Annotated in this window: 12 protein-coding genes and 1 pseudogene; 11 read left to right on the forward strand and 2 right to left on the reverse strand. The window is 52.3% G+C overall.

Annotated features, from left to right (window positions below; all coding sequences use genetic code 11):
* Window positions 1–2 precede the first annotated feature (2 nt).
* The 7 genes from secY to rplQ all read left to right on the forward strand — a co-directional run bounded on the left by secY (window position 3) and on the right by rplQ (window position 4,512).
* Entirely contained in the window at window positions 3–1,331 is a 1,329-nt protein-coding gene (secY, locus tag IBX50_RS01870) for a preprotein translocase subunit SecY (RefSeq protein ID WP_292252877.1), read from the forward strand.
* Window positions 1,332–1,366: 35 nt separating this feature from the next.
* The gene (rpmJ, locus tag IBX50_RS01875; RefSeq protein ID WP_072326876.1) at window positions 1,367–1,480 is read left to right on the forward strand and encodes a 50S ribosomal protein L36; all 114 of its coding nucleotides are present in this window, start codon (window positions 1,367–1,369) and stop codon (window positions 1,478–1,480) included.
* 134 nt (window positions 1,481–1,614) lie between these two features.
* Entirely contained in the window at window positions 1,615–1,971 is a 357-nt protein-coding gene (gene rpsM / locus IBX50_RS01880; RefSeq protein WP_292252880.1) for a 30S ribosomal protein S13, read from the forward strand.
* Window positions 1,972–2,035: 64 nt separating this feature from the next.
* The gene (gene rpsK / locus IBX50_RS01885) at window positions 2,036–2,419 is read left to right on the forward strand and encodes a 30S ribosomal protein S11 (protein ID WP_292252882.1); all 384 of its coding nucleotides are present in this window, start codon (window positions 2,036–2,038) and stop codon (window positions 2,417–2,419) included.
* A gap of 12 nt (window positions 2,420–2,431) precedes the next feature.
* Window positions 2,432–3,052: a 30S ribosomal protein S4 gene (gene rpsD, locus IBX50_RS01890; protein WP_292252883.1), complete on the forward strand. Its 621-nt coding sequence runs from the start codon at window positions 2,432–2,434 to the stop codon at window positions 3,050–3,052.
* Between the two features lie 36 nt (window positions 3,053–3,088).
* Window positions 3,089–4,090 (forward strand): DNA-directed RNA polymerase subunit alpha, encoded by a 1,002-nt coding sequence (gene rpoA, locus IBX50_RS01895; protein WP_292252884.1) that lies wholly within the window; start codon window positions 3,089–3,091, stop codon window positions 4,088–4,090.
* Between the two features lie 41 nt (window positions 4,091–4,131).
* Complete coding sequence (gene rplQ / locus IBX50_RS01900; RefSeq protein WP_292252885.1) at window positions 4,132–4,512, forward strand: 50S ribosomal protein L17; 381 nt, start codon at window positions 4,132–4,134, stop codon at window positions 4,510–4,512.
* A gap of 69 nt (window positions 4,513–4,581) precedes the next feature.
* On the opposite strand, the gene uvrA is transcribed toward rplQ, so the two are convergent.
* Entirely contained in the window at window positions 4,582–7,410 is a 2,829-nt protein-coding gene (gene uvrA / locus IBX50_RS01905; RefSeq protein WP_292252892.1) for an excinuclease ABC subunit UvrA, read from the reverse strand.
* Between the two features lie 182 nt (window positions 7,411–7,592).
* On the opposite strand from uvrA, the gene IBX50_RS01910 reads away from it, so the two are divergent.
* From IBX50_RS01910 to IBX50_RS01920, 3 genes are all read left to right on the forward strand, one after another.
* Window positions 7,593–8,957 carry an MFS transporter gene (locus tag IBX50_RS01910; RefSeq protein ID WP_292252887.1) on the forward strand — a complete coding sequence of 455 codons (1,365 nt, stop codon included), beginning with the start codon at window positions 7,593–7,595 and terminating at the stop codon, window positions 8,955–8,957.
* A gap of 54 nt (window positions 8,958–9,011) precedes the next feature.
* The gene (ssb, locus tag IBX50_RS01915; RefSeq protein ID WP_292252888.1) at window positions 9,012–9,761 is read left to right on the forward strand and encodes a single-stranded DNA-binding protein; all 750 of its coding nucleotides are present in this window, start codon (window positions 9,012–9,014) and stop codon (window positions 9,759–9,761) included.
* Between the two features lie 336 nt (window positions 9,762–10,097).
* A complete protein-coding gene (locus IBX50_RS01920; RefSeq protein ID WP_292252889.1) occupies window positions 10,098–11,726 on the forward strand; it encodes a methyl-accepting chemotaxis protein in 1,629 nt (542 codons plus the stop codon).
* 48 nt (window positions 11,727–11,774) lie between these two features.
* Here IBX50_RS01920 and ligB read toward each other — a convergent pair.
* Window positions 11,775–13,505 (reverse strand): annotated as a pseudogene (ligB, locus tag IBX50_RS01925) (NAD-dependent DNA ligase LigB); the annotation flags it as partial.
* A 131-nt stretch (window positions 13,506–13,636) separates the two neighbouring features.
* Here ligB and crcB point away from each other — a divergent pair.
* Entirely contained in the window at window positions 13,637–14,026 is a 390-nt protein-coding gene (gene crcB / locus IBX50_RS01930; RefSeq protein ID WP_292252890.1) for a fluoride efflux transporter CrcB, read from the forward strand.
* Window positions 14,027–14,113: the final 87 nt, after the last annotated feature.

The following is a 14,113-nucleotide window of genomic DNA, read 5'->3' on the forward strand; positions in this document are numbered from 1 at the left end:
AAATGGCAAAACCAGGAACCCTGCCGGGTCAACAAGGTGGATTGAGTGAACTCTGGGCACGACTGAGGTTTGTTGTGCTGGCGATCATTGTATATCGCATTGGTGCTCACGTCCCCGTACCCGGTATAGATCCTAACCAGCTCGCTGCCATCTTCGAGCAAAACAGGGGCACCATCCTGGACATGTTCAACATGTTCTCGGGTGGTGCACTTGAAAACATGAGTATCCTGGCACTGGGCATCATGCCCTATATTTCCGCCTCGATTATCATGCAGCTGCTGACAGCGGTAACACCCAAGCTGGAAGCGCTGAAAAAGGAAGGTGAGGCCGGTCGCCGCAAGATCAACCAGTACACCCGCTACGGCACCGTGTTTCTGGCTCTGGTTCAGGCGATAGGTATGTCAGTGGGTCTGGCTGGGCAAAGTGGTGTCGTCTATATGGCGAACTTCGGGTTTTACTTTGTCGCGGTAACAACGCTGGTTTGTGGTGCAGTTTTCCTCATGTGGCTGGGTGAACAAATCACCGAACGGGGTATCGGCAACGGTATCTCCTTGTTGATTTTTGCAGGTATTGTTGCGGGTTTACCCGGAGCAATTGGCAGTTCACTGGAAATTGCCCGGAGTGAAGGCTCATGGAACCTGATCCCCTTGTTGGTGATTGGTGTTCTGGGCATTGCCACGATTGCTTTTGTGGTGTTCATTGAGCGAGGTCAGCGTCGTGTGACGGTGAACTATGCCAAGCGCCAGATAGGCAATCAGATGTATGCCGCACAATCCAACCATTTGCCGCTCAAGGTGAACATGGCCGGTGTAATACCGCCCATTTTTGCTTCCAGTATCCTGTTGTTCCCTGCATCCATTGGGCAGTGGTTCGGCAGTGCGGAAGGTTTTGATCTGCTGCAGGATCTGGCACAGCTATTGGCGCCAGGTGCCCCGTTGTATATCTTGCTTTTTGCACTCAGTGTTGTATTCTTCTGCTTCTTTTATACGGCACTTATGTTTAACCCCAAAGAAATTGCCGAAAACCTGAAAAAATCAGGTGCCTTCTTGCCGGGAATACGTCCTGGTGAGCAGACAGCAAAGTATATTGATGGGGTGGTAACACGTCTGACACTGTTCGGTGCACTGTATATCACGGCTGTTTCACTGATGCCTCAGTTTCTGCAGGTGGCCTGGAATATCCCTTTCTACGTTGGCGGCACATCACTTCTGATTGTCGTTGTAGTGGTCATGGATTTTATGGCGCAGCTGCAGTCGCACATGATGTCACATCAGTATCAGAATCAGTCCTTGCTTAAGAAAGCTAACCTCAAGGGCTATGGCCGTCGTTAAGACGCTGATATGCCTGGTGGGTAATGGAGTAGAAGATGAAAGTTCGTGCATCTGTTAAAAAGATCTGTCGTAACTGTAAGATCATTCGTCGTCGTGGTTCTGTTCGCGTAATCTGCATTGAGCCACGTCACAAACAGCGCCAGGGTTAATTTCTGGACAGGATCATTAAGGTCAGTTAAAGCTGCCCCTTGATATTTTTATTATCAGGGGGTATGCTTTTGCGCCCTTTGTGGACATAAAAACTGTAGTCGGGTTCAACCGGCTTGGAATCGGAGTAAATTGAATGGCACGTATTGCTGGTGTCAACATTCCGGATAACAAACACACGGTAATTTCGCTGACCTATATTTTTGGTATCGGCAAAACCCGTTCACAGGCGATCTGTGAGAAAGCCGGAATTGCACCTAACCGTAAAATCAGCGACCTGTCTGTTGATGAGCTGGACATTCTGCGTAATGCAGTTGCAGTCTACACCGTAGAAGGTGACCTGCGTCGTGAAGTTACACTGAATATCAAGCGTCTGATGGATCTGGGTTGTAACCGTGGTATTCGCCACCGTCGCAATCTTCCGGTTCGTGGTCAGCGCACCAAAACCAATGCGCGTACCCGTAAAGGCCCGCGCAAACCAATTCGCAAATAAGCCGGTGTGCGTGCGTTCAGCTTAAAAGCACGCCCGCCAGCGAACATTCAGGAAAAAAAGTACTATGGCTAACCCGCGTACTCGTAAAAAAGTTAAAAAGACGGTTGTGGATGGCATCGCCCATATCCACGCCTCTTTTAACAACACCATTGTTACGATAACTGACCGCCAGGGCAACACCCTTTCCTGGGCTACTGCCGGTGGTTCGGGTTTTCGTGGTTCTCGCAAGAGCACCCCGTTCGCAGCGCAAGTCGCGAGTGAACGTGCCGCTACAGCGGCAGCCGAGTATGGTCTGAAGAACGTCGACGTCATGGTCAAGGGCCCTGGTCCTGGTCGTGAATCTGCCGTTCGTGCCCTGAACGCTGCTGGTTTCAAGGTCACCAACATCACCGATGTGACCCCGATTCCACACAACGGTTGTCGTCCACCGAAGAAACGCCGCGTATAAGGAGGCAGATTCATGGCTCGTTACTTAGGTCCAAAGTGTAAGCTCTCACGTCGTGAGGGTACTGATCTGCTGCTCAAAAGTGGTGTAACTCCTTTTGAGAAGAAGTGTAAATCCGAATCCGTACCCGGTCAGCACGCTCAGCGTCGCGGTCGTCTTTCAGACTATGGTCTGCAGCTCCGTGAGAAACAAAAAGTTCGTCGTATGTACGGCGTTCTGGAAAAGCAATTCCGCAACTACTACAAAGCTGCTGCTCGCATGAAAGGCGCAACGGGTGAAAACCTGCTGCAACTGCTCGAGTCGCGTCTGGATAACGTAGTTTATCGTATGGGCTTTGGCTCCACGCGTGCTGAAGCACGTCAGTTGGTCAGCCACAAGGCCCTGACTGTAAATGGTAAGACGGTTAACATTGCTTCTTACCAGGTTCAGCCCGGTGATGTCGTGGCCGTGCGTGAAAAGGCAAAACAGCAGTTGCGTATTAAAGGCGCGTTGCAACTAGCCGGTCAGCGTACAGAAGTCACCTGGATTGAAGTTGATTCCGGCAAGCTGGAAGGTACGTTCAAGTCTACTCCTGAGCGCACTGACCTCTCCGGTGAAATCAACGAAAACCTTATCGTCGAGCTTTACTCCAAGTAATTGGGGTAACCGTCAGGCAGCCAAACAGGTGTTTCTATGCAGCGTTCAGTGACAGAGTTTCTTCGCCCTCGTGACATTAAAGTCGAGACCTTGAGTCCGACTCGCGCAAAAATCATTCTCGAACCTTTCGAGCGTGGTTTCGGACATACCCTTGGGAATGCTCTGCGTCGTATTCTGCTTTCTTCCATGCCCGGCTGTGCCATTGTCGAGGCAGAGATTGAAGGTGTTGAGCACGAGTACAGTGCAATTGAAGGTGTTCAGGAAGATGTTATCGAGATCCTTCTGAACCTCAAGCAGGTTGCGGTTAAAATGTTCAGCCGTGATGATGCTCTGCTGTCGCTGACCAAAAAAGGTCCGGGTGTTGTCACTGCTGGTGACATCAAGGGTGATCATGATATCGAGATTATCAATCCGGATCTGGTTATTGCGAATCTGAATGAAGGTGCCGTACTGAATATGAAACTTCGTGTTCAGACGGGTCGGGGCTATGTCCCTGCGGATGCACGTCTTTCTGATGATGACGAAACTCGTCCTATCGGTCGACTGGCTCTGGATGCAACCTTCAGCCCGGTGATTCGTGTTGCCTATGCAGTTGAAGCAGCCCGTGTAGAACAGCGCACGGATCTGGACAAGCTGGTACTGGAGCTGGAAACCGATGGCACTTTGGACCCGGAAGAGTCCATTCGTCGTGCGGCGACCATCCTGCAGGAACAGCTGGCTGCCTTCGTTGATCTCGAAACAGACAAACAGCAAGAACCGGTCGAAGAGGAAGATCAGATTGATCCAGTCCTGCTCCGTCCGGTGGATGATCTTGAATTGACCGTCCGTTCTGCTAACTGTCTCAAAGCCGAGAACATTTACTATATCGGTGATCTGATCCAGCGTACAGAAGTCGAGCTGCTGAAGACTCCGAATCTGGGTAAAAAGTCCCTGACAGAAATCAAGGATGTTCTCGCTGCCCGTGGCTTGTCTCTGGGTATGCGGTTGGAAAGCTGGCCGCCCGCTAGTTTGAAGAACGACGACAAGGCTTCTGCCTGACCGTCATTTCAAGTCCTCAAGGTTTGAAAGGATAAACGACAATGCGTCATCGTAAGAGTGGTCGTAAGCTGAATCGTAACAGTTCACACCGTAAGGCCATGTTCAAGAACATGAGCGTTTCGCTGGTTGAACACGAAGTAATTAAAACTACCCTGCCAAAAGCCAAGGAGCTGCGTCGCGTCATTGAGCCGCTGATCACTCTGGCCAAGGTAGACAGCGTTGCGAACCGTCGTCTGGCATTTGCCCGTACCGGTTCCAAAGAAGCTGTTGGTAAGCTTTTCACTGATCTGGGTAAGCGTTTTGCAGATCGTCCCGGTGGTTATGTCCGCATTCTGAAATGTGGTCTGCGTACCGGTGACAGCGCTCCTATGGCTTATGTTGAGCTGGTTGATCGCGCCGAATCCAGCGAAACTGCTGACTAATCAGTAGTTTGATTAACAAAAAAACCGGCCTCGGCCGGTTTTTTTGTGTCTGCCTTAAAGTTTGTAAAGTCAGCCTTTTGCCAATACCGGTGCCAGAAACTGTCCGGTGTAGGATCCGGGCACCTTTGCCACTTCCTCCGGTGTACCTTCAGCAATGATTTCACCGCCACCCTTGCCACCTTCTGGCCCCATATCAATGATCCAGTCTGCGGTTTTGATAACGTCCAGATTGTGTTCAATGATCACCAGGGTATTGCCGTGATCTCTCAGACGATGCAGCACCACCAGTAACTGGCGGATATCCTCAAAATGCAGCCCTGTTGTGGGTTCATCCAGTATGTAGAGGGTTTTACCGGTATCACGACGTGCCAGTTCCTTAGCCAGTTTGACTCGCTGTGCTTCACCACCGGATAAGGTGGTCGCACTTTGCCCGAGTCGGATATAAGACAGGCCAACATCCATTAATGTTTGTAATCTTCTGGCAATTGCCGGAACAGCGCTGAAAAACTCACGAGCCTCTTCAATTGTCATTTCCAGCACTTCGTGAATATTTTTGCCCTTATAGCGTATCTCCAGTGTCTCGCGGTTATAACGCTTGGCTTTGCAGACATCACAGGGTACATAAATGTCGGCAAGGAAATGCATCTCCACCTTGATCAAACCATCACCCTGGCAAGCCTCACAACGACCACCCTTAACGTTAAAACTGAAACGACCGGGTTTGTAGCCCCGTGACCTTGCTTCCTGAGTGCCGGCAAACAACTCACGTACCGGAGTAAAAATACCGGTATAGGTAGCCGGATTGGAGCGAGGAGTACGCCCGATTGGGCTCTGGTCAATGTCGATCACCTTGTCGAGCAGATCCAGACCTTCAATACCTGCACAGGGTTCGGGTGTTAGGGTGGTAGCACCGTTCAACTGGTGGGCGGCATGGGGGTAGAGGGTCGCGTTGATCAATGTAGACTTGCCAGAGCCGGACACCCCAGTGACACAGGTCATCAGCCCCAAGGGGATGCTGATGCTGGTGTTTTTCAGGTTGTTGCCACTGGCTTTATGAATCACCAACTGCTGGTCTTTGTCATTCAGGTGGCGGATTTCAGGGATGGCAATTTTGCGACGACCCGTGAGGTAGTCGGCAGTAATTGAACCTTCCGTTGCCATCACCTGTTCGGGTGTACCCTGTGCTACGATCTGACCACCGTGTATGCCGGCACCGGGACCGATATCCAGTAACCAGTCGGCCTGACGTATGGCGTCTTCATCATGTTCCACCACCAGCACGGTATTACCCAGGTCACGCAGGTGAGTGAGGGTTTGCAGCAGGCGTTCATTATCACGCTGATGCAGCCCGATGGAGGGTTCATCCAGAATGTACATCACACCCACTAGCCCAGCACCGATCTGGCTGGCCAGGCGAATACGCTGTGCTTCACCGCCGGACAGGGTTTCGGCGCTGCGATCCAGCGACAGGTAGTCCAGACCCACATTCACCAGAAAATTCAGTCGTTCCACAATTTCCTGCAGAATACGGGCGGCTATTTCACCACGCCGTCCTTCCAAGGTCAGGCCAGCAAAATATTCACGCGCTTCACCCAGCGGCATTTTAACCACGGCTGGCAAGTTTACCGGGCCAACAAAAACATGGCGGGCTGCTTCGCGCAGGCGACTGCCGTGACAGTCAGGGCAGGCATGAGTGGTCAGTAGCCGAGACAGTTCTTCACGCAGGGGCTGTGAGTCGGTTTCACGATAACGCCGCTCCAGGTTGGGGATCACACCTTCAAACGGATGGGATTTGATAACACTCTGGCCGCGATCACTGGAATAACTGAAGTTGATGTTTTCCTTGCCGCTGCCTTGCAGGATGACCTGTTGTACCTTGCGGGGTAATTGTTGCCAGGGGGTTTCGAGTTCAATGCTGTAATGGGCGGTAAGACTTTTAAGCAGACCAAAATAATAAATGCTGCGCCGATCCCAGCCTTTGATCACGCCTTCTGCCAGTGATAACTCCGGTGCCACAATCAGCTTTTGTTCATCAAAAAACTGTTTGGCACCCAGTCCGTCACAGGTTGGGCAAGCACCCGCCGGGTTGTTAAAGGAGAACATCCGCGGTTCCAGCTCGGATACTGCATAACCACAATGTGGGCAGGCATAACTGGCAGAAAACAGCAGATCCTCCTGCTCACCGGACATAAAACTGACCAGTGCCAGGCCTTCAGAAAGACGCAGGGCAGTTTCAAAGGATTCAGCCAAGCGTAATTGCTGGTCAGCAGAGACTTTAAGCCGATCCACCACCACGTCGATGGTGTGTTTGCGCTTTTTATCCAGCGCAGGAGCTTCATCCAGCTCCACCACTTCACCATCAATACGGGCACGGATAAAACCCTGAGCACGCAGATCCGCAATCAGGTTGAGGTGTTCACCCTTGCGATCCTGCACGACCGGAGCCAGGATCAGAATTCGTGAGTCTTCTGGCAACTGCAGCACCGCATCCACCATCTCACTGACCGTGCGGGCTTCCAGCGGTACATCATGTTCAGGGCAGCGCGGAATGCCCGTGCGGGCATAGAGCAGACGCAGGTAATCATAAATCTCGGTGATGGTGCCAACCGTGGAGCGGGGGTTGTGAGAGGTGGATTTTTGTTCAATCGAGATGGCAGGAGACAAGCCCTCAATATGATCCACATCCGGCTTTTCCATCATTGACAAAAACTGACGGGCATAAGCCGACAGTGACTCAACATAACGCCGTTGGCCTTCTGCATAAAGGGTATCAAAAGCCAGCGAAGACTTGCCGGAGCCGGATAAACCCGTGATCACCACCAGCTTGTCGCGGGGAATCTCCACGGAAATATTCTTCAGGTTGTGGGTTCGCGCCCCACGTACGCGGATTTTATCCAGTGCCACCTCGTTTCTCCAGGTCAGTTGCAACCGCCCATTATAGATTTTTACCAACCCCCGTGTCTGCCTTGCATGAGGCAGACGCGTAAAAGGGGTTTTGGCTGGTGAGTGGATGCTGGGCAAGGTACAATTTGAGCTTTGCTCTGACGGGTTCTGCAGGGCGTACAAGGATCAGGAAAGTTATGTCACGCGATTCACTGACATCCATCGAGCTGCGCGCCATCAGCGGTCTTGCCGGTTTATACGGTTTAAGAATGCTGGGGCTGTTCATGGTGTTGCCGGTCTTACCGTTACTCTTGCATGAGTTTGCTGGTGCTACACCCATGGCCATTGGTTTGGCGATTGGCATCTACGGGCTGACACAAGCGCTGTTGCAGTTGCCTTTTGGCTGGCTCTCTGATCGTTTTGGACGCAAGCCGCTGATTTATTGTGGGCTCTTGCTGTTTACGCTGGGTAGTGTGGTGGCGGCAACCGCTGATTCAATGTTCTGGCTGATTGTTGGGCGTGCTTTGCAGGGCACAGGTGCTATTGCCAGTGTGTTGATGGCATTACTGGCCGACTTGACCCGTGATGAACGGCGCACTCAGGCAATGGCTACGGTGGGTATCAGTATTGGACTGGCCTTTATTGTCGCCATGGCAGCCGGTCCCTGGCTGGCTAGTCTGCTGGGTTTGTCCGGTCTGTTCTGGCTGACAGCAGTCTTAAGCACCTTGGGTATGCTGGTGGTCTGGCGCTGGGTACCCACCCCAGACCGAATCAGACGTCATCTGGATGCCGGAATAGATACTGCTCGCATCAGTGATGTATTACGTCATCCGCAACTGTTACGACTGGATTTCAGTATTCTGGTGTTACATCTGTTGTTGACCGGTGTGTTTGTTGCCATACCCGGTTTGCTGCTGGAGGCAGGCTGGAGCCTGTCACAACATGGCTGGATTTATCTGATCACCATGCTGGCCGGTTTTTTTGCCATGATCCCGCTGATTATTATTGGTGAAAAAGGTCGCAAGATGAAAGCCATGTTGTTGTTGGCAGTGTTCTTGTTGGCACTGGCTCTGGCCATTTTGCCTTTGAGTCTCAGTGGTTGGGTGATGTTGCCGGGTTTGTGGGTATTTTTTATCGGTTTTAACCTGCTGGAGGCGAGCCTGCCTTCTCTGATCAGCAAACAGTCACCTGTGGAAGCCAAAGGCACCGCCATGGGGATTTATTCAACCTCCCAGTTTCTGGGTGCTTTTCTGGGTGGTGTGCTGGGTGGGTTGGTATTAACCCACTGGGGCGCACAGGAGTTGCTCTGGAGTGCTTCACTACTATGCTTGATCTGGTTATTGGTGCTGCTGGGATTCCGTCAACCCAGACACCTGTCCAGCCGGGTATTTAGCCTTACAATCACTGCAGCGGAAGAACTACAGGCATTAAAACACCAGCTGCTGAGTACACCGGGAGTGGTTGAGGTGGTTTTTCTGGCAGAAGAAGCCACCGGATACCTGAAGCTTGATCGACAGCAATTGGATGAACCAGCATTAGACAGGTTGCTGGGCAAGCATTAAAAACTGTGCTTATATCCAGTTATCTAATTTAAATGAATTGACAGGGGTAAAGTTATGGCACGCGGCGTCAACAAAGTCATTTTGATCGGTAATCTGGGACAGGATCCTGATCTACGGACTACTCAGAACCAGAAACAAGTGGTGAACATGAGTATTGCCACCAGTGAGCAGTGGACGGATAAAAACACCGGACAAAAACAAGAGCGCACAGAATGGCACCGTGTGGTGTTGTTTGATGGACTGGCCGGTATTGCTGCCAGCTACCTGAAAAAAGGCAGCAAGGTGTACATCGAAGGCAAACTGCAGACTCGTAAATGGCAGAATCAGCAGGGTGTGGATCAATACACCACCGAGATTGTTGCCAGTGAACTGCAAATGCTGGATAGCCGTGGTGGAGATGGTGGCAGTGGCGGCGGCCAAAACTATGCGGGTGGTTATGACTATAACCAAGCTCCGGCTCCACAGCCTTATGCTGCACCGGTACCCCAGCCCGCGCAAGCTCCACATCAAGGCTACGCTGCACCGGCACCCCAACCTGCCCAGGCTCCACATCAGGGCTACGCGGCACCGGCACCACAACCGGCACGCCAGCCAGCCCCACAGCCACAGATGCAGCCACCACCCGTACAGCAACCCTATGCAGCTCCTGTACAACCTGCAGCACAGCCGCATCCGTCTCAGGCAGCGCAGCAGCACCAGCAGCCTGTTAACCCAAGACCAGCACCACCACCAGTTCAGCCACAGCAACCAGCCAGCCAGCCATCTGGCGCGTTTGGTGAGTTTGATGATGAAATTCCCTTCTGAGGTTTACCTGAGACCCGGAATGTAAGGATGATCTATAGCAGCACAGCATGATCAAAGCGTCTCGAATAATGGCTGACGAAAACCAAGCGGTGATTGTCGAGACCTAGAAAGACAAGGCAAAATGCTTGAAATTAAAGGCCGCAGGACTGTCGGTCTCTGCCAATGGAGGCCAGCGTCAATCGGGTCACGTACCCGTTGCTGCCTGAGAAGTTGGAAACCTCGCCCGTGGCGCTTGAGCGCTTTGGGCAGGGAGCAGTCACATCGAATCTACCAAATGATTTAATTTGATTCCATGATATTATCTATTGCTAGGATCCCTTTTTTGGAGGAACAATAATGACCATTGCACAACGTTTATATCTGGGATTTGGGATGCTGCTCTCTCTGATCGTCATGATTACTCTGATAGGTGTTTACAAGGTGGGGGTGATTGACTCCATCCTGACCCAGGTAAATGACGTAGACACTCGCAAGCAGCGTTTTGCCATCAATTTCCGTGGCAGTGTGCATGATCGTGCCATTTCCATTCGTGATGCTGTGCTGGTGACCTCGGTCACTGAGCGTAGCCGTCATCTGCAGGACATCAAGGATCTGGATGTTTTTTATCAGCAGTCCGCCAAAGAAATGGATCGTCTGTTTGCCAGTGGAGTAGGTGTCAGTGATGATGAGCGTCGCTTGCTCGCGCAGATTAAGGAGATAGAACAGACCACTCTAGCACTGACCGAACGTGTTCTAGCATTGCTGCAACAAGATGATGTGTATCAGGCACAGGAGTTTGTGCTGCAGCAGGCTTCTGCGGCTTATGCTGAGTGGTTAAAACGTATTAATGCCTTTATTGATTATCAGGAGCGAGTGATTCAACAGGAGGTGAGTTTTGTTCGCTCTGAAACAGGTGGTTTTCAGGTTCTGATGCTGGTGATCACAGCCATTGCACTGGTGCTGGGTGTACTGGTCAGTGTCCGTCTGGTGTCCAGCCTGACCCGTACTATCGGTGGTGAGCCGGAAGATGCGGCGCGTTTGATTCGCCAGATTGCTGATGGTGATCTGACCCTGCAGATTCAGACTCGTCATCCTCAGAGCATTATGGGTGCTGTTGCCAGCATGACCGAGCATTTGTCTGGCATCATCCGTGGAGTGAGCACAACGGCGGATACGCTGGCGCAGGCAGCAAGCCAAATGTCAGAGACTGCCAATGACAACCAGCGCCTGGTACAAAGCCAGCGAGAGCAAACGGATCAGGGTGCGGCAGCCATCAACCAGATGTCTGTCACGGTGCAGGAAGTGGCCGGTCATACGGAGGATGCAGCCCAGTTGGCGCGTACTGCTGATGAAGAGGCCTTGACCGGGGCGGAAGAAGTCAACCGGACCATGGCAACCATCAAAGAGCTGGCGCATGAAGTGGAAGAAGCCGGTCGGGTCATTGATCAGCTGTCCGTAAACAGCACAGAAATTGGTACCGTCCTGGAAGTGATTCAGACCATTGCTGAACAGACCAATCTGCTAGCATTAAATGCTGCTATTGAGGCTGCACGAGCTGGAGAACATGGTCGTGGTTTTGCTGTCGTGGCGGATGAAGTGCGTGCGCTGGCCAGTCGTACTCAGGATTCCACCCGAGATATCCAGACTCGCATTAACAAAATGCAGTCCAGTGCAGAAAGTGCAGTGGCGGCGATGGCTAAAGGACGTGCCAAGGCCGCTGAAAGTGTATCTCAGGCGCAGCGTGCTGGTGACTCACTGGCGGTGATCAACAAGTCGGTGGCAGCCATCAACGATATGAACACCCAGATTGCCGGTGCAGCCGAAGAGCAGTCGGCTGTCGCTGATGAGATTAACCGTAACTTCAGCAGCATTACCGAGGCTTCTGAACAGGCTGCCGCAGGCTCGGATCAGATCACCGGTGCCAGTAAAGAGCTGGCTAGTCTGGCCGCGCGCCTGCAGCAGAGTGTGCAGCGTTTTAAGGTCTGATTTTATCTTGAAGTGGTGCAGATTGGTTTGTTCAAAAAACCCTTCAACACCTTGGTGTTGCAGACGCTGTGCCTGCTGCTGGATCTGAGGGTGGTGAAAAAACTGCTGTAAAGCGGCTGCTCGGGCGGCACCAATACCCCGGCGCTGCTGCCAGTCAGCTGGACTACGCTGCACAAGGGTTTGCCAGTGGGCTTTTTCATCAGCAGAAAACAGTGATTCTGGTCCGCTGGGCGGCATTCCCAGTGCGACCAACCACCGCAGCAGCTCACTGTGTTTGGTGGTGGTAAAAGCATCCAGCAGTTGTTCAGCGCGTTTTTCACCTACGCCGGGCAGGGTCTGAAGTTGTAATGAAGTAAGATCCAGCCAGTCCGTTAATTCGTGAATCAGCCCCTGATCAAACAGCAGTGCCCAGCTCTGCTCAGCAATACCCTGCATATTTAATCCCTCACTAGAGCTGAGGTAAGTCAGACGTGCCAGAAACTGTTGCCGACATCCGGCAGGGTCTGCGGATAGCTTGATATCCTGACGGCTCAGGCAACTGAGGGCATGAAATGCCTCCGCAGGAGGTGGTTTAATAGCCTGATCATCACGATGAATACCGCGTTGCAGCCGTTGCTGAAACTGCGGGATGGTGGAACCAGCCAGCCGTATCACAATTCGATCACCGGGTTGTAAATCCAGTTGTTGCCAGCGAGACAAACTACCCAGACTAACACGCTGGATCTGCCGATCATCCAGCTGGACGGGGTGAATCTCCAACAGTGGTGTGATCTGCCCGGTTCTACCGACACGAAAGTGGATGGCACTGATTTCAGCCAGTGCCTCTGCGGGTGGGTATTTCCAGGCAATAGCCCAGAGTGGTGGTTTTGCTTCCCTGTATTCAGCAGAGGTCTGTTGCTCCTGACGTAATACCAGCCCATCGGTTGCCATAAATAAGGGTGAGTGATACCAGTGATTACGCCAGTGCTCCACCTCACTGAGTTGTGTGACAGAGTGGGTAAGAGCCTCAGAATGAACAAATCCCCAGCGAGTAAGTTGTTGCAGACGCTGTTGCATGGGTTGCTGGCTGTTGGCCCAGTCCCACACAAAAATATCCACAAGGTGTTTTTCTTCATCGGTGATTTGCTGGCGCTGCATTAATCCCGCCACCCGGCTACGCGCATTTTGCCCACCATCACGGCTTTGTTGATGCTTGTGCAGACGCATGACCAGCTCACCCTGCAGCACAACCTTTGGCAGGGATGTATCCAGCCTTGCAGGAATGGCACTCAACTCCAGCACCCGAGCCGTCCAGTCCTGCCCCTGTACACCATCTCCTCGGCTGATGGCCTGTACCAGTTGCCCCTGTTGATACACCAGAGTCACCGCAACACCATCGGCCTTGGGCTGAACCCAGAAGCTTTGTCCGCGTCGCAGGTTTAACCACTGAGCAACCTCGTCGCGGTGATGCACCTTGTCCAGCCCCGTTTGCACCACTGGGTGCTGCAGGTGATTGTTGTTGCCAGTGGGGATGCTGGGCAGGGTGATGTGGGGCAGCTTAAAACAGCTTTGCCACAAATAAAAATTTTGCCGGGACTGATCATAAATGGCATCACTGACCAGTGACTGACCTTGCAGGTAATAAGCCTGATCCCAGAGTTCCAGCTGTGTGACCAGCTGATGTAACTCTTGCTCTGCTTGATGAGGTGACCAGTTGGGGCAGGCAGCAAACACCTTGCTGAACAGAACACTGAGCAGCAAAAATCGAACAAAAAAACGGCTGAAGTTTTGAATCATCATCTGCTGAACAACCTCCCTGTTGGATTGAATCAGTCCAGAGTGCCTGAAGCAGGAGCCTTGTTTCCATGTCGTGGATCAAGCAAGGATAAGCTGGCATAATCGCGGAACTTGTTTACTGACGGAAAGCCGATATGTCCTTGCCTCTGGCTGCACTGGCTGTTGCGTCGGGTGCCGGAATGGGTGCTCTTGGGCGCTGGTGGCTGGCGCTGAAATTTAATTCTGCTCTGACTGTATTACCACTGGGCACTCTGCTGGCTAACCTGCTCGGGGGGTATCTGATCGGTGTGGCGCTGGCCTTTTTTGCCCAGCATCCTCAGATCCCTGATGAGTGGCGGTTGTTATTAATCACCGGGCTGCTGGGTGGCTTAACTACCTTTTCCACCTTCTCAGCCGAGGTGGTGTATATGCTGCAACACGGGCGTTATCTCTGGGCACTGGGCACCGCTTCTTTACACCTGATTGGCAGCCTGCTGATGACCCTGGCAGGGTTTGCCACCTATGCATGGCTGAACGCGGCTTAACTGCTTATGTTGACCTTTACGCAGGCTGATGAGCAGCAAGATTTTATCCCGACTACAACACCGGCCATTTGTTAACCAGCGGGTAGC

This window comes from Marinospirillum sp., assembly GCF_014859565.1.